16 protein-coding genes are annotated in these 14,310 nt (G+C 70.9%); 13 read left to right on the forward strand and 3 right to left on the reverse strand.

Annotated features, from left to right (window positions below; genetic code table 11):
- Nucleotides 1–40 precede the first annotated feature (40 nt).
- Genes ACYVIP_RS10805 through ACYVIP_RS10815 form a run of 3 tightly spaced genes read right to left on the reverse strand, consistent with a single transcriptional unit; the run spans nucleotide 41 to nucleotide 1,877 of the window.
- Nucleotides 41–658, reverse strand: a complete 618-nt coding sequence (locus tag ACYVIP_RS10805) for a 2'-5' RNA ligase family protein (protein WP_460394755.1) — start codon at nucleotides 656–658, stop codon at nucleotides 41–43.
- Complete coding sequence (locus tag ACYVIP_RS10810; RefSeq protein WP_460394757.1) at nucleotides 651–1,022, reverse strand: RNA-binding S4 domain-containing protein; 372 nt, start codon at nucleotides 1,020–1,022, stop codon at nucleotides 651–653. Before ACYVIP_RS10810 ends, ACYVIP_RS10805 begins: the two co-directional genes overlap by 8 nt.
- Before the next feature lie 48 nt (nucleotides 1,023–1,070).
- On the reverse strand, nucleotides 1,071–1,877 hold the full coding sequence (locus ACYVIP_RS10815) for an SAM-dependent methyltransferase (RefSeq protein WP_460394759.1): 807 nt from the start codon (nucleotides 1,875–1,877) through the stop codon (nucleotides 1,071–1,073).
- Between the two features lie 236 nt (nucleotides 1,878–2,113).
- On the opposite strand from ACYVIP_RS10815, the gene ACYVIP_RS10820 reads away from it, so the two are divergent.
- From ACYVIP_RS10820 to ACYVIP_RS10880, 13 genes are all read left to right on the forward strand, one after another.
- A complete protein-coding gene (locus ACYVIP_RS10820) occupies nucleotides 2,114–2,962 on the forward strand; it encodes an SAM-dependent methyltransferase (RefSeq protein WP_460394761.1) in 849 nt (282 codons plus the stop codon).
- 113 nt (nucleotides 2,963–3,075) lie between these two features.
- Nucleotides 3,076–4,116 (forward strand): BMP family ABC transporter substrate-binding protein, encoded by a 1,041-nt coding sequence (locus tag ACYVIP_RS10825; RefSeq protein WP_460394763.1) that lies wholly within the window; start codon nucleotides 3,076–3,078, stop codon nucleotides 4,114–4,116.
- Between the two features lie 13 nt (nucleotides 4,117–4,129).
- A complete protein-coding gene (locus ACYVIP_RS10830; RefSeq protein ID WP_460394765.1) occupies nucleotides 4,130–5,638 on the forward strand; it encodes an ABC transporter ATP-binding protein in 1,509 nt (502 codons plus the stop codon).
- A gap of 91 nt (nucleotides 5,639–5,729) precedes the next feature.
- A complete protein-coding gene (locus tag ACYVIP_RS10835) occupies nucleotides 5,730–6,722 on the forward strand; it encodes an ABC transporter permease (protein WP_460394767.1) in 993 nt (330 codons plus the stop codon).
- A complete protein-coding gene (locus ACYVIP_RS10840; protein ID WP_460394769.1) occupies nucleotides 6,719–7,627 on the forward strand; it encodes an ABC transporter permease in 909 nt (302 codons plus the stop codon). Before ACYVIP_RS10835 ends, ACYVIP_RS10840 begins: the two co-directional genes overlap by 4 nt.
- Nucleotides 7,624–8,355 carry a phosphorylase family protein gene (locus ACYVIP_RS10845; RefSeq protein ID WP_460394771.1) on the forward strand — a complete coding sequence of 244 codons (732 nt, stop codon included), beginning with the start codon at nucleotides 7,624–7,626 and terminating at the stop codon, nucleotides 8,353–8,355. Before ACYVIP_RS10840 ends, ACYVIP_RS10845 begins: the two co-directional genes overlap by 4 nt.
- Nucleotides 8,352–9,512 carry an acyl-CoA dehydrogenase family protein gene (locus ACYVIP_RS10850; protein WP_460394773.1) on the forward strand — a complete coding sequence of 387 codons (1,161 nt, stop codon included), beginning with the start codon at nucleotides 8,352–8,354 and terminating at the stop codon, nucleotides 9,510–9,512. Before ACYVIP_RS10845 ends, ACYVIP_RS10850 begins: the two co-directional genes overlap by 4 nt.
- Nucleotides 9,512–10,504 carry a translation initiation factor eIF-2B alpha/beta/delta subunit family protein gene (locus ACYVIP_RS10855; protein ID WP_460394775.1) on the forward strand — a complete coding sequence of 331 codons (993 nt, stop codon included), beginning with the start codon at nucleotides 9,512–9,514 and terminating at the stop codon, nucleotides 10,502–10,504. Before ACYVIP_RS10850 ends, ACYVIP_RS10855 begins: the two co-directional genes overlap by 1 nt.
- Nucleotides 10,501–11,211 carry an acireductone synthase gene (mtnC, locus tag ACYVIP_RS10860; protein WP_460394778.1) on the forward strand — a complete coding sequence of 237 codons (711 nt, stop codon included), beginning with the start codon at nucleotides 10,501–10,503 and terminating at the stop codon, nucleotides 11,209–11,211. Before ACYVIP_RS10855 ends, mtnC begins: the two co-directional genes overlap by 4 nt.
- Entirely contained in the window at nucleotides 11,208–11,819 is a 612-nt protein-coding gene (gene mtnB, locus ACYVIP_RS10865) for a methylthioribulose 1-phosphate dehydratase (RefSeq protein ID WP_460394780.1), read from the forward strand. The genes mtnC and mtnB overlap by 4 nt, the downstream gene beginning before the upstream one ends.
- A 1-nt stretch (nucleotide 11,820) precedes the next feature.
- Nucleotides 11,821–12,396, forward strand: a complete 576-nt coding sequence (locus tag ACYVIP_RS10870) for a 1,2-dihydroxy-3-keto-5-methylthiopentene dioxygenase (RefSeq protein WP_460394783.1) — start codon at nucleotides 11,821–11,823, stop codon at nucleotides 12,394–12,396.
- 294 nt (nucleotides 12,397–12,690) lie between these two features.
- A complete protein-coding gene (locus tag ACYVIP_RS10875) occupies nucleotides 12,691–13,380 on the forward strand; it encodes a lytic polysaccharide monooxygenase auxiliary activity family 9 protein (RefSeq protein WP_460394786.1) in 690 nt (229 codons plus the stop codon).
- A gap of 98 nt (nucleotides 13,381–13,478) precedes the next feature.
- Complete coding sequence (locus tag ACYVIP_RS10880) at nucleotides 13,479–14,216, forward strand: haloacid dehalogenase-like hydrolase (protein ID WP_460394789.1); 738 nt, start codon at nucleotides 13,479–13,481, stop codon at nucleotides 14,214–14,216.
- The last annotated feature ends 94 nt before the right edge of the window (nucleotides 14,217–14,310 follow it).

The following is a 14,310-nucleotide window of genomic DNA, read 5'->3' on the forward strand; positions in this document are numbered from 1 at the left end:
AATGAGTCATTCGGGACGGTCAACGTCCCTAATGGCCCATTCAGGGCGTTGCCAGCGGGAACTCGGCCACCGGGTGCCAGGCGTCCGGCGCGTCGGCGCCGGCGAGCAGGAGCACCCGGTCGATCCGTGCCCGCACCGGCAGCCGCTCCCGCACCTGTTCTTCGGCGTGGCGCAGCGCGGCGAGGTCCGCGCGCGCCGCGCTGCCGAACGTCAGGTGCGGCACGACGTCGGCGAACCTGCCGAGGTAGGGCGGGTGGTCGGGGAACCGCCGCCACACCGCGTCGGTGAGTTCGCGGAACGGTTCCGCCGGTTCGGGCGCGAGCCAGACCGCGTCCTGGTCGAACCAGCTGATCCGCGCGAACACGCAGTCGAACGCCTCGATCCCGCCGACCAGCCCGCGCACGATCTCGACGGTGTTCTCGGTGAGCTGTTCGGGTGGGACGAACGGGTAGAGCACGGTGACATGCGCCGGCACGCCCCAGACCGCGGTGTGGTCGAGCACCCGCCGGTGGTGGCCGACGACCGGCTCGGCGGCCGGCACCGGCACGACGAGTGCGGTCGCGGTCGGGGCGGGGACGGTCGCAGCGGGTTCGGGCGTTTGCGCGCGTTCCTTGTGAGCGGGTTGGGTCGATTGAGTTGCCGGAGATTTGTCAGCCATCAGGGCTACCGCCGCGGAAGCGGTCGAGTACCCGGCGTTCCCGCTTCGTCGGCCGGCCGGCGCCGCGGTCGCGGCGCGCGACGGGCGCGGCCGCGTCCGACGGTGGCGCGGGTGTCCGGTCGATGAAGCAGGTGGCGGCGTCCGTCGCGCCGACCCGCTTCTGGATCACCCGCACCACCTCGACGATCCTGGTGCCCTCGCCGACGCGGGCGCGCACCTCGTCACCGGCGGAGACGGTGGTCGCCGGTTTGGCCGGCTTGCCGTTGACCCGCACGTGGCCGCCCCGGCAGGCCGCGGCGGCGTCCGGGCGGGTCTTGGTCAGCCGGACCGCCCACAGCCAGCGGTCCACACGGGTCGACTCCACAGTCGTACATGATGCCGGTGTGCGCGCGTGGCGGGCGAGTCGGTTTGGTCAGGGTTTCCTGGCGACACCGGCGTAAAGGCCGTCCTGTTCCCCGTTCGCCTCGGTCGGCGTGCGTTCCGGCCGCCAGCGCGAGGTGGTCACCAGCCCCGGCTCGGCGAGTTCGAAGTCGCCGAAGAACTCCAGGACCTCGGCCTTGGAGCGGGCACGGACGTTGTTCTGTGAGTGCTTCATCATCTCGGTCAGCTCGTCGCCCTTGATGACGGCGAAGTCGTCGGTGAGATGGGTCAGCGCGAGGTAGCTGCCGGGCGCGAGCGCCTCCCGGTAGGCGGCGAACACGCCGTCGGGGTCCTGGTGGTCGAGAATGTAGTGGCCGATGGTGACCGCGAGCAGCCCGATCGGCTTGTCGAAGTCGAGCAGGCGCTGGGTCTCCTGGTCGTTGAGTACCAGGCCCGGTTTGGTGATGTCGCCCTGCACCATCACCGCGTGTTGGTTGTCCTCCAACAGCAGTTGGCTGTGGGCGACCGCGACGTGCTCCTGGTCGACGTACACCACGCGGGTGTCGGCGTCGACCTCGCCGGCGATCTCGTGCACGTTGCCGACGGTGGGGATGCCGGAGCCGAGGTCGAGGAACTGGCGGATTCCCCGCTCTACCATGAACAGTACGGCGCGCCGCAGGAAGGCCCGGTTCATGATCGCGAACCGCCTCGCCTCGGGCTGGACCTGCAAAATCTTGCCGATGAACGCCCGGTCGACCTCGAAGTTGTGGTTCCCGCCGAGTAAGTAGTCGTACATCCGCGCCGCACTCGGTTTCTCAATGTCCACTGTGGACGGAACCCAACCGGTTTGTTGCGACACAGTGTGCCCCTTGCCTTTTGTTAGTTGATTCGTGGTTGATGTGCGCTATGCACCTTATCGACGCCGTTACCCGGCCGTGTCCTGGTTCACCCGGATAGCCCAGTGGCTCGCGGCGGTTGTGTGGAGAGTTGTTGGGCCGAGCGGACGCCGGCCGGCGTCCCCGCCCCTGGCGTCGTCCGGGGTCGCTGGGCGACTATGGTGCCCAGCAGTTGTCACCCGTGCGCAGTGAGGGAGCAATGGACGCGGCCGCAGCGAAGTCACCGAGTCAGGTTCCGGTCGGCATCGACCCGTCCAGGCCGAGTATTGCCAGGGTGTACGGGGGTTTCCTCGGTGGCAAGGACGTCTACGAGGTCGACCGGCAGATCATGCGGAAGATCAACGACGCGGTGCCGGAGGCGGTGCACATCGCGCGCGGGAACCGCGCCTTCCTCAACCGCGCCTGCCGGTTCCTGTCCCGCGAGTCGCGGATCGACCAGTTCCTCGACTGCGGGTCCGGCCTGCCGACCGCCGAGAACACCCACGAGATCGTGCAGCGGTTCAATCCGGCGGCGCGCGTGGTCTACGTCGACAACGACCCGGTCGTGCTCGCGCACGGTCGGGCGTTGCTGACCGACAACGAGAACGTGCTGATGGTCTCCGCGGATATCTTCAATCCGCCGGAAGTGCTGGAGAACCTGGTTGTCGGCAGTCATCTCGATTTCTCCCGGCCGATGGTGTTGTTGCAGGTGGGCACGATGCACCATGTGGAAGGCGACGCGGTCGCGGTGATGCGCGGCTACATCGACCGCCTGGTCTCCGGCAGTTATGTGGTGTTCTCCCACTTCTTCGACCCGGAAGTGCCCGAGTTGACCGCGATCGCGCGGCGGATCGAGAACGTGCTGGTCAACGGTCCGATGGGGGCCGGCAGGTTCCGCACCCGCGCGGAGATCGTCGAGATGCTCGACGGCCTTGAGCTGGTGTCGCCGACCGAGGGCGAGGGCGGCGACGTCGTGGCGTGCGACGAGTGGTGGCCGGACGGGCCGGCGCTCACCCCGCTCAGCGGCGCGGCGCGGTGCATCGTCGGGGCGGTCGGCCGCAAGCCGTAGACCAGGCCGATTCCCACTATTTGGGATACCTTGGTCGGATGTCGGGCACTTTGCCTACCCTCCGTTTGAGGTTACGCCGATCGGGCGACCTCAGATCGGCGTGGAGGAATGTGATGGGTCCGAGGTCCCGGCTGTGCGGTCTGCTGACCGTCGGCACCCTGCTCGCCGGCTGCAACGCGGCGGCCAACTCCCCGGCCGACGGCGACGGCGGCGGTGCGGACGGCCCGTCGTTCGTGCTGGTCACGCCGAGCCCAGTGGGGGTCAACGACTTCCTGCGGCTCGCGGTGGCCGGGGTCGAGGACGCCGCCGAGGAGCACGGCGGGACCCAGAAGGTCTACCAGAGCACCGACCCCGCCTCGATCCAGCAGAACGTGGCGGCCGCGGTCCGCGACGAGCCGGACGTGATCGTCGCGGTCGGCTTCAACTTCGCCGACGTGCTCGCCCAGCAGGCCGAGCAGCACCCTGACCAGCAGTTCCTGTTCGTCGACTCGTGCACCGAGAAGCCGTTCCCGAACGTCACCTGCGCCGTCTTCCGCGAGTACGAGGGCGCGTTCCTGGCCGGCGCGGAGGCCGGTCTGCTGTCCGCCTCGGGCAAGGTGGGCGCGGTGGTGGCGATCGACACCCCGCAGTTCCGCCGCTACTCGACGCCCTTCGGCGAGGGCGCGCAGCGGGTCAAGCCGGCCACCACGCTCAGCCCGCTGTTCATCGGCGGCGCGAACCCGTTCAACGACCCCGGCCGGGCCAAGCAGCTCACCGCCACCCTGGCCGGCCAGGGCGTGGACTACGTGATGGGCGCGGCGTCCGCGTCGGGCAACCTCGGCGTGTTCGAGGCGGCCAAGGAGCACGGGATCTTCGCCTTCGGCGTGGACGCCAACCAGTGCCCGGCCAGCGAGGGCCAGGTCGTGGACAACGTGATCAAGCGCACCAACGTGGTGATCACCGACGGCGTGACCGCGATCCTCGACGGCAAGCAGGGCGAGGCCCGCTCCTACGGGGTCAAGGAGGAGGGCATCTCGCTGACCGGCCTGCAGCCGGACGCCGAGTCCTCGCAGTGCGTGATCGTCGACCATCCGGACGTGCTGGAGCAGGTCGCGAAGCTGCGCGACGAGCTGGTCGCCGGCACGATCACCGTCGCCGACCCGGCGGAAGGCTGACCAGCCAGTGCCTGTGCCAGCGGTCCAGCTCACCGGGATCGTCAAGCGGTTCGGCGACCTGCTTGCCAACGACCACGTCGACCTGACCGTCGCGCCCGGCGAGATCCACGCGTTGATGGGCGAGAACGGCGCCGGCAAGTCGACGCTGATGTCGATCCTCTACGGCCTGCTGCGCCCGGACGACGGCACGATCGCGCTCGACGGCAGGCCGGTGGGCCTGGACTCCCCCGCGCGGGCCATCGATGCCGGCATCGGCATGGTGCAGCAGGGCTTCGCGCTGTTCGACTCGATGCCGGTGGTCGACAACGTGATCTTCGGCGCCGAGCCGACCAGGCGCGGACTGCTCGACCGGCGGGCGGCCACCGCCGCGGTGGCCGACCTGATCGAGCGGCACGGGCTGCGGCTGTCGCCGACCGACCGGGTCGGCGACCTGCCGGTCGGCGTGCGCCAGCAGGTGGAGATCCTCAAGCTGCTGTACCGCAGGGCGCGGCTGCTGATCCTGGACGAGCCGACCGCGGTGCTCACCCCGGCCGAGACCGAGCAGCTGTTCGTCGTGCTGCGCGACCTCGTCGCCGACGGGCACACCGTGCTGTTGGTCACGCACAAGCTGCACGAGGTGACCGCGGTCAGCGACACGGTGACCGTGCTGCGCGACGGCCGGGTGACCATGAGCGGGCCGACCGCGGCCACCGACCGGGCCGCGTTGGCCAGCGCCATGACCGGCCGCGAGGTCGACCTGGACCGGGTGTACCCGGCCGGGAGTCCTGGCGCGGAGGCGCTGGCGGTGCGCGGGCTGACCGTGCGCGGCGTGGGCGCGGGCCGCCCTGCGGTCGACGACGTGACGCTGTCGGTGCGCGCCGGGGAGATCGTCGGCATCGCCGGGGTCGCCGGCAACGGGCAGACCGAGCTGGTGGCGGCCGTGGCCGGCCTGCTGTCCGCCGATCAGGGCACGATCACGTTGGGGGAGCGGGAGATCACCCGGCTCGACGTCCGTGCCCGGCGCGCGGCCGGGCTGGCGCACATCCCCGAGGACCGGGCGCAGACCGGCGCCGCGCCGGCCGCACGGCTCAGCGACAACCTGGCCACCGGCTTCCACCGGCGGCCGCCGGTGCTGCGCGCGGGTTTCCTGCGGCCATCGGCGATGCGCGCGCACGCGGAGCGGATCATCGAACGGTTCGGCGTGCGGGCGGCCGGGCCGTCGGCGCCGATGCGCACGCTGTCGGGTGGCAACCAGCAGAAGGCGATCCTGGGCCGGGAGCTGACCCACGAGGCGCCGGTGCTGCTGGTCGAACAGCCCACCAGGGGCGTGGACATCGGCGCGGTGGTCGGCATCCACGCCGAGCTGATCGCCTACCGCGACGCCGGGCACGCCATCCTGCTGGTCTCCGCCGAGCTGAGCGAGATCATCGGCCTGGCCGACCGCGTCCTGGTCATGTACGAAGGCCGCCTCACCGCCGAGTTCCCCAAACCCGACGCCGACCCCCACGCCATCGGCCTGGCCATGGCCGGCGGTGCCTCATGAACCGCAGCGAAGGGTCCCTTCACTGCGCCCAGTGCAGCGAAGGGACCCTTCGCTGCGTTGCCGGCGGCGGGGGAGCGCTGTGAGGGGGGTGGTGACGGCTGGGGTCGCTGTTGTTGGGGCGGCGGTGTTGGGGATCGTGTTGTTGGCGGCTACCGGGGCTGATCCGGTGGTGGCCGTGGAGTCCATTGTGGTGGGGGCGTTCGGGGCCGACGGTATTCAGGACACGCTGGCCTACGCGGTGCCGGTGGTCGGGATGGCGATCGCGCTGGCGATTCCGCTGCGGGCCGGGATGGTCAACCTCGGCGGCGAGGGGCAGCTGGTGCTCGGCGCGGTGAGCGCGGTCGCGGTGGGGCTGCACGTGCCGGGGGTGCTCGGGCTGGTCGCGGCGCTGGTCGCCGGCGTACTCGCCGGTGGGCTGTACGCGGCCGGGGCGGCGTTGTGTGAGACCAGGCTGGGGGTTCCGCTGCTGGTGACCAGCCTGCTGCTGAGCTACCCGGCGATGTCGCTCGCGGCCTACCTGGTGCGCTTTCCCATGCGCGACCCCGGATCCAGCCTGCCGCAGAGCGCGCAGCTGCCGCCGGACGTGCGGCTGCCGGCGCTGGCCGGCAACGGGCTGACCGTCGGACTGTTCCTGATCGTGGCCGCGGTGGCGGTCTACGCGGTGGTCGACGCCCGCACGCCGGCCGGCTTCGAGGCGCGGATCACCGGCTGGGGACCGAGGTTCGCCCAGTACGCGGGGATCGACCGGCCACGCACCACGGTGCGCCTGCTGGCCTGCTCCGGCGGGCTGGCCGGCCTGGTCGGCGCGGTCGTGGTGCTCGGCTTCCCCTACCGGTTCATCGACGGCGCGCTGATCACCCCGCAGTACACCTGGATCGGTCTGCTCGCCGCGCTGCTGGCCACCGCGAGTCCACTGGGGACACTGGTGGCCGCGCTGTTCTTCGCCGCACTCACCAGCGGCGGGTTCGCCATGGAGCGAGCCACCCAGGTGCCGCGCGAGCTGACCTCGGTACTCCAGGCCGTGCTGATCATCTTCCTGGCGGCCACGACCGGGCTGCTGCGCAGGCGAAGGAGCGCGGTGTGATCGACGCGGCACTGTTCTCCTCCGCGCTCGGCGCGCTCACCCCGATCCTGCTCGCTGCGCTGGCCGGGGCACTGTGCCAGCGCGCCGGGGTGTTCAACATCTCGCTCGAGGGCACCATGCTGGTCGGCTGTTTCGCCGGTGTGGCCGGCAGCTGGTACACCGGCAGCGTGTGGCTCGGCGTGCTCACCGCGATGCTCGCCGGCACCGCCTACTCGCTGATCCTGGCGATCGGCACGGTCACCTTCGCCGGGGACGCCATCGTGCTCGGCGTCGCGGTCAACCTGCTCGCGGTCGGCCTCACCAGCTTCCTCATCCAGACCGTGTTCGGCACCAGGGGCACGTTCAGCGATCCGGCGCTGGCCGGGCTGGACCCGGTCGAACTGCCACTGCTGCGCGAGATCCCCTTCCTCGGCGAGGTCCTCTCCGGACACTCCGCGTTGGTGTACCTGTCCTGGCTCGCGGTGCCCGCGCTCGCGCTGGTGCTCTACCGGCATCCGATCGGCCTGCGGCTGCGTGGGGTCGGCGAGCGGCCGGAGGCGGCCGCCAGCCTCGGCGTGCGCGTCGAGGCGTACCGCTACGGCGTGATCCTCGCCGGCGGCGCGCTGTGCGGCCTGGCCGGCGCGCAGCTCGCGCTGGGCAACGTGACGTTGTTCTCGGAGAACATGACCGCCGGCCGGGGGTGGATCGCCGTGGTCGCGGTGATGCTCGGCCGGGCGCTGCCCTACGGGGTGCTCGCCGCCGCCGTCCTGTTCGGACTCGCCGAGGCGTTCGGGTTCCGGCTGCAGGGCGTCGGCCTGCCCCAACAGGCAACCGACGCGGCGCCGTACGTGGTGACCCTGCTTGCCCTGTTCGTGTTCAGCGCTCGGCTGCGCTCCCGCCGCCGCGCCACCGGGAGAGTGATATGAGCGATTATCTGCCCATCACGAAGATCCCGCGTACCGGGTTGCCGGAACGCGCGCTGGTCGTCGGTGATCCGGATCGGGCGAGCGCGGTCGCCGCGCTGCTGACCGACACCGTCCTCATCGGACAGAACAGGGAGTACCGCAGCTTCACCGGGTCCTGGCGCGGGGTGCCGGTCGTGGTGTCCTCACACGGGGTCGGCGGGCCGGGCGCGCTCTGCCAGTTCGGCGAGCTGGCCGAGGCCGGGGTGCGCACGTTCCTGCGGTTCGGCACGGCGGGTGCGCTGCGGGCGGATATCGCCGACGGCGACCTGGTGATCGCCGAGGCCGCAGTGCGCGACGACGGCGTCACTCACCAGCTCATCCACCCCGAGTACCCGGCGTTCACCACCCCGGAGGCGGTGCTCGCGCTCGACCGGGCGGCGGCGGCCAACGCGGTACGGGCACACCGGGGCGTGGTGTGGACCAGGGCGGCGTTCAGCCCGATGGTGCTCGAGCTGCCGATGCGCGACTACCTGGCCGCGCGGGTGATCGCCATCGAGATGGAGCTGGCGACGCTGCTGGTGTTCGCCGGGCTGCGCGGGCTGACCGCGGGTGGTGTGCTGGTGATCGACGGCAACGCCACAGTGGACAACGACGACCCGACCAGCTACGACCCGCACCGCCAGGTGGTGACCGACGCGGTCGCGGCCGGCAGCCGAGTGGCCCTGGACGCATTGGTGGTACTCACATGACCAACGACTGGCTCGCCGTCGCCCGCGAGCTCGCCGCGACGCTGCGCGCGGACGCGGCGCAGCGGGAGCGGGACGCCGCCGAACCACACGCCGAGGTCGCGCTGCTGCGCGCCTCCGGCCTGCTGACCCTGCTGGTCCCGTTGGCCGGTGGCGGGCGCGGGGCCGGCTGGCGAACGGCCAACGAGGTCACCAGGATCGTGGCCGCGGCCGACGCCTCGGTCGGGCACCTGCTCGGCTACCACTACCTGCAGCTGTGGCGCACCGAGCTGTTCGAGCGCCCCGACCTGGTCGACCGGCTGCACCGGGAGACCTCGGCCGGCGACTGGTTCTGGGCCGGGGTGAGCAATCCGCTGGACGCCGCGCTGCGGTTCACACCGGTCGACGGCGGCTTCCTGGTCGACGGGCGCAAGACCTTCGCCACCGGCGCCAGCGTGGCGGATCGGCTCGTGGTCAGCGCCACCCACACCGACACCGGGGAGAAGATCACGTTCGTCGTGGACGCCGGCGCCGATGGCGTGCGCTACCTGCGGGACTGGGACAACCTCGGCCAGCGGCTGACGGCCAGCGGCGGCGTGGTGTTCGAGAACGTCCACGTGCCGGCGGCCGACGTGCTCGGCGTGCACGACGAGTCCGCGGTCCGCGCCTCGCTGGCCGCGCTCGGCTTCCAGCTGATGCTCACCCAGATCTACGTCGGGATCGCCGACGGCGCGCTGACCGAGGCCGCCGAGTACACCAGGACCAGCTCCCGGGCGTGGACGCTGTCCGATGTGGACGAAGCGGTCGCCGACCCGTACATCCTCGCCGGCTACGGCGAACTGGCCGCCAGGACCAGGGCCGCCGCCGCGCTCACCGACCTCGCGGCGGCCGCCATCGGCGAGGCGTTCGACCGGGGCGACGCGTTGACCGCCAGGGAACGCGGCGAGGCCGCGGTCGCGATCTCGGCGGCCAAGGTGGTGGCCACCGGCGTCGCCAACGACGCGAGCTCGAAGGTGTTCGAGTTCACCGGCGCCAGGGCGAGCGCGAACAAGTACGGCCTCGACCGGTTCTGGCGCAACGCCCGCACGCTGACCCTGCACGATCCGGTGGCCTACAAGGCCCGAGAGGTCGGCGCGCACCTGCTCACCGGTGAGCTGCCGCGACCGTCCGGGTACAGCTGATGACCATCCAGCCGATCCTGGCCGACAGCGTCCGGCTGGCCGACGACGGCGTGTACATTCTGGACCGCCGGGTCTTCCCCGCCCGCCGGGAGTGGGTGCGCTGCGCCACCGTCGAGGACGTGGCGGTGGCCATCGAGGACATGGTCACCCAGTCCTCCGGCCCCTACTTCGCCGCGCTGTGGGCGATGGTGCTCGCCGCTCGCGAGGCAGCGGACCTGCCCGACCCGGTGGCCCACCTGGAGGCCGCCGGAGCGCGGCTGGTGGCCACCCGGCGCACGAACAACCACCTGCGCAAGGCGGTCCACGCCGTGCTGTCCGCTGTGGACACCACCGACATCGTCGGGTCGGCAACCGAGGGCGCGCTGGCGGGCGACCAGCGGTACCGCGCGCGCAGCCGCGCGCTCGGCGAGCACACCGCGAAGCTGTTGCCGGACAACGCGTCCCTGCTCACCCACTGCTGGGCCGACCTCTATCTCGTCGAGCTGGTGCACGCCGCGCGCGCGGCCGGCAAGTCGTTCTCCTTCCACTGCACCGAAACCCGCCCCTATCTCCAGGGCGCCCGGCTGACCGCGACCACCCTGGCGGAAATGGGCGTGCCCACCACGCTGATCACCGACGGTATGGGCGCGGCCGTGCTCGCCGACGGCCGGATCGACGCCCTGGTGACCGCCGCCGACCGGGTCACCATGGACGGCCACGTGGTGAACAAGATCGGCACCCTCGGGCTGGCGGTCGCCGCACACGCCTACGAGGTGCCGTTCCTGGCGATGGTCCAGGCGCCCGACCAGCACGCCCCGACCGCCGCGGACGTGCCGATCGAGTACCGCGACGGTGCCGAGGTGCTCGCCTCGGCCGGCGTCACCGAGCCGGGAATCCAGGGCCTGTACCCGGCCTTCGACATCACCCCACCCCGGTTCGTGTCCACTGTGGTCACCGACCGGGGAGCATTCGACCCCGCCGAACTCGCCGGCTATCACCAGGAGGAACCGTGACGCTCGCGCTCGACTGGGTGGTCCTCGACATCGAGGGCACGCTCACCGCGACCAGCCAGGTGCACGTGGTGCTCTACGACTACGCGCGGCCACGGCTTGGCCCGTGGATCGACGAGCACGACGACGACCCGGTGGTCGCCGACGCGGTCGCGCGGACCCGCGACCTTGGCGGACTGCCGGCCACCGCCACCACCGCCGAGGTGGTGGCGGTGCTGCACGAGTGGATGTCCGCTGACCAGAAGATCGCGCCGCTGAAGACGTTGCAGGGACTCATCTGGCAGCGCGGCTACGCCGACGGCGACCTGACCACCGAGTTCTTCCCGGACGTGGCGCCCGCGCTGCGGCTCTGGCACGGCGCCGGGCTGCGGCTCGCGGTGTTCTCCTCCGGCTCGATCGCCGGCCAGGTGGCCTCCTTCTCGCGCACCACCGACGGCGACGTGACCGGCCTGTTCGACCAGCACTTCGACACGGTCAACGCCGGCCCGAAACGCGAAGCGCCCTCCTACCACGCGATCGCCACGGCCCTCGGCGCCGAACCCCAGCGGATCGTGTTCCTGTCCGACGTGCCGGCCGAGCTGCACGCCGCCGCGGCGGCCGGCTGGCAGGCCATCGGTGTCGCCCGCCCCGGCGAGCCCTTCGGCGACGCCGACTTCGGTCCACACCGGACAACCGCGTCCTTCTCCGGCCTGCTCCTGGACCAACCATGACGGCGGCCGCCGGCCGCGCCCTGGCCGAGGAAGCCGCGCGGTACGCCGCGATGGGCTGGATGCGGGGCACCGCAGGCAACCTGTCGGTGGTGCTGTCCCGCGACCCGCTGCGCCTAGCGGTCACCGCGAGCGGGCTGGACAAGGGCGAGCTGACCGAGCACGACGTGGTGGAGGTGGACGCGCGGGGTGTGGCCGTCGCCGGTGGCGTGCCGTCCGCGGAGGCCGGTCTGCACGCGCGGATCGCCAGGGTGGCCGGCGCGGACGCGGTGGTGCACGTGCACGCGCTCGCCCCGGTGCTGGCCGCGCAGCGCTGGCCGGGCGGGGTGGCGCTGCGGGACCTGGAGATGCTCAAGGGCTTCGGCCGGGAGGCCGAGGACGACCTGGTCACCGTGCCGGTAGTGGCCAACAGCCAGGACATGCGCGTGCTCGGCGACGGCTTCGAACGCGGATACCGGTCCGACACCCCGGCGCTGATCGTCGCCCGGCACGGGATCTACGTGTGGGGCGCGGACCTGCGCCAGGCGCGCTACCGGCTGGAATGCCTCGAGTGGTTGCTCAGGTTCGTTCTCGAGGCGACCCTGGACGACAGTGGAGAGAGAGGGATCTGACATGACGCTGCTCACCGTGTGGGACGACACCGACCCGGGCACGACCTTGCTGCGTACCGAGGACGGCGAGGAGATCGCCACCGAGCTCAAGCAGCTCGGCGTCCGGTTCGAGCGCTGGCCGCTGGTGGCCGGCCTGTCGCCGGAGCCGACCTCCGAGGAGGTGCTCGCCGCCTACGCCGACCAGATCGCCCGAGTGGTGGACACCGAGGGCTACATCATGGTCGACGCACTGCACATGACGCCGAGGGACACCGAGGAGTGGGCCGAGCACGCGCGCACCGCGCGGCAGAAGTTCCTCGCCGAGCACACCCACGACGACGACGAGGACCGCTTCTTCGCCCGTGGCGCCGGGGTGTTCTACCTGCACACGCATGGCCGGGTCTACGGCGTGCTGTGCGAGGCCGGCGACCTGCTCAGCGTGCCGGCGAACACCACCCACTGGTTCGACATGGGCACCCGGCCCGACTACGTGTCGGTCAGGTTCTTCCACGACGACGACGGGTGGGTCGGCAACTTCACCGGCAACCGGCTGGCCGAGGACTTCCCCGACTTCGACACGCTCATCGCGGCACGCTGACCAGGAACAGCGACAGCCCCTGATCGGTCAACGAGGCGTCCACCCCGCCGCCGCCGGCTGTGCCAACGGCACCCCAGCGGTCTCCGCGGGCTCCGCCGAACACAGCTCCGTAGCGCCGCGGTAGCGCCGCCTCGGTGGGGTCCGGATAAACCGTTCCGTTCGACTGTCGCTTCGACACATTTCGTCGGCAATTCGAAGCGCTTCGACGATATTCACCGGGTCGCTTGCATACGTTCCGATTATCCGGTATCACTGTGCGTAAAGACTATTTCCACAGAGTCGTGGAGGCCTGAAATGCGTTCCCTGCGCACAGTTTTTCGAGTATTCATCGTTGGCATTGCCGCGGTGCTCATACTTCCCCTGCTACCGGCCGGCGTCGCGTTCGGCCACGGGTCGGCGATCGGCCCGGCGTCGCGCCACTACGGATGTTGGGACCGGTGGGGAAGCGACTTCCAGAACCCGCAGATGGCCACCGAGGACCCGATGTGCTGGCAGGCATGGCAGCACGACTCCAACGCGATGTGGAACTGGAACGGCCTGTACCGCGAGCAGGTCGGCGGCAACCACCAGGCGGCCATCCCGGATGGTCAACTGTGCAGTGCCGGGCGGACCGGCGGCACTCGCTATGCCGCACTCGACACGCGCGGGGCCTGGCAGACGACGCAGGTGAGCAACCGGTTCACCTTCCGCACACATGACCAGGCACGCCACGGCGCGGACTACTACCGCATCTATGTCACCAAGCAGGGATTCAATCCGCTGACCGAGGAATTGGGCTGGAGTGATCTGGAACTGGTGGCCGACACCGGGGTCATCGCGCCGGGCGTCGGCACCCCGGAAAACGATCCCGTGCTGAACGGCGTCACCGTGTCAATCGACGTCAACGCGCCCGGGCGGTCCGGCCGACACATTGTCTACATGATCTGGCAGGCGAGCCATTTCGACCAGACCTTCTACTCGTGCAGCGACGTGATCTTCGGCTGACCGACAACCGCGTCCGGTAGCCGGGCGGCCAGGTGTGTACTGGCCGCCCGGCGTACGCGTCTATAGAGTGAGTCCGCTCGTCCGCATCCGCCGAAGGGATGTGTCGGAACCATCAACGAAAGCGCGCTGACCTCGCCGGCACGGCCGATGGCGTTGGTGGACTGGGACAACACGCTGCGGCCAGGGTTCACCATTCTGGACTGGTCCCGACATCTCGCTGCCGAGAACCTGTTCGACGCGAGCACGCTGCGGGAGTTGATCGAGGTGGTGGACGACTACCTGGTCGGCGCGGTGGCCTATCAGGATCTCGCCGCACGTGCGCCAGAACTGTACGCCGCCGGTCTGCGCGGGTCCCGGTCGGCGCGGTGACCGAGTGCGCGGCGGATTTCGTCGCGCGGGACCGGGTTTCGCTGTTCGGCTTCGTCGACGGCCTCCACCGGTTCCTGCGACAGCACGACGTCGAGATCGTGGTGATATCGGGCGCGCCGGCCGAGGTGCTGGCCGCCTATCGCGAGATATTCGGCTGGCGCGCGGCCTTCGGCGTGGTCATCGGCGAGCGCGGGGGCGCCTACACCGGGAAACTGGCCAGAAATCCCGCTGGCGCGGGGGAGAAGAAGCGGTTGGTGCGACAGGTGTCGGCCGCCAACGCGCTGCTCGCGATCGGCGACTCGGAGTCCGACGTACCCCTGTTCGACGCGGCGACCTGCAAGATCGTCGTGGACAGTGCCGGGGTGATCGCCGACGCCCCGAACGTCGTGCGCGTCAGGTCCGACATGTCCACGGCGGAGTTCCTGACGTCGTTGACCGCGGTCATCTCGGTCGAGAGGGCTCGATGACCGGTCTGGACCTGCCCAGCGCGCCCGGTACCCGCCCGTGTGGCAGAAGGAGCCGCCGCCGCGATCTCCTGACTAGGATGTGGCGTGCTCACAA

It is taken from the genome of Actinophytocola sediminis (genome assembly GCF_054779715.1).

Coding starts and splice junctions, on each gene's coding strand:
- ACYVIP_RS10845 (WP_460394771.1), top strand. CDS start 7,624: ATGAGCGATTATCTGCCCATCACGAAGATCCCGCGTACCGGGTTGCCG.
- ACYVIP_RS10875 (WP_460394786.1), top strand. CDS start 12,691: ATGCGTTCCCTGCGCACAGTTTTTCGAGTATTCATCGTTGGCATTGCC.
- ACYVIP_RS10820 (WP_460394761.1), top strand. CDS start 2,114: ATGGACGCGGCCGCAGCGAAGTCACCGAGTCAGGTTCCGGTCGGCATC.
- ACYVIP_RS10870 (WP_460394783.1), top strand. CDS start 11,821: ATGACGCTGCTCACCGTGTGGGACGACACCGACCCGGGCACGACCTTG.
- ACYVIP_RS10880 (WP_460394789.1), top strand. CDS start 13,479: ATGTGTCGGAACCATCAACGAAAGCGCGCTGACCTCGCCGGCACGGCC.
- mtnB (WP_460394780.1), top strand. CDS start 11,208: ATGACGGCGGCCGCCGGCCGCGCCCTGGCCGAGGAAGCCGCGCGGTAC.
- ACYVIP_RS10855 (WP_460394775.1), top strand. CDS start 9,512: ATGACCATCCAGCCGATCCTGGCCGACAGCGTCCGGCTGGCCGACGAC.
- ACYVIP_RS10825 (WP_460394763.1), top strand. CDS start 3,076: ATGGGTCCGAGGTCCCGGCTGTGCGGTCTGCTGACCGTCGGCACCCTG.
- ACYVIP_RS10850 (WP_460394773.1), top strand. CDS start 8,352: ATGACCAACGACTGGCTCGCCGTCGCCCGCGAGCTCGCCGCGACGCTG.
- ACYVIP_RS10805 (WP_460394755.1), bottom strand. CDS start 658: ATGGCTGACAAATCTCCGGCAACTCAATCGACCCAACCCGCTCACAAG.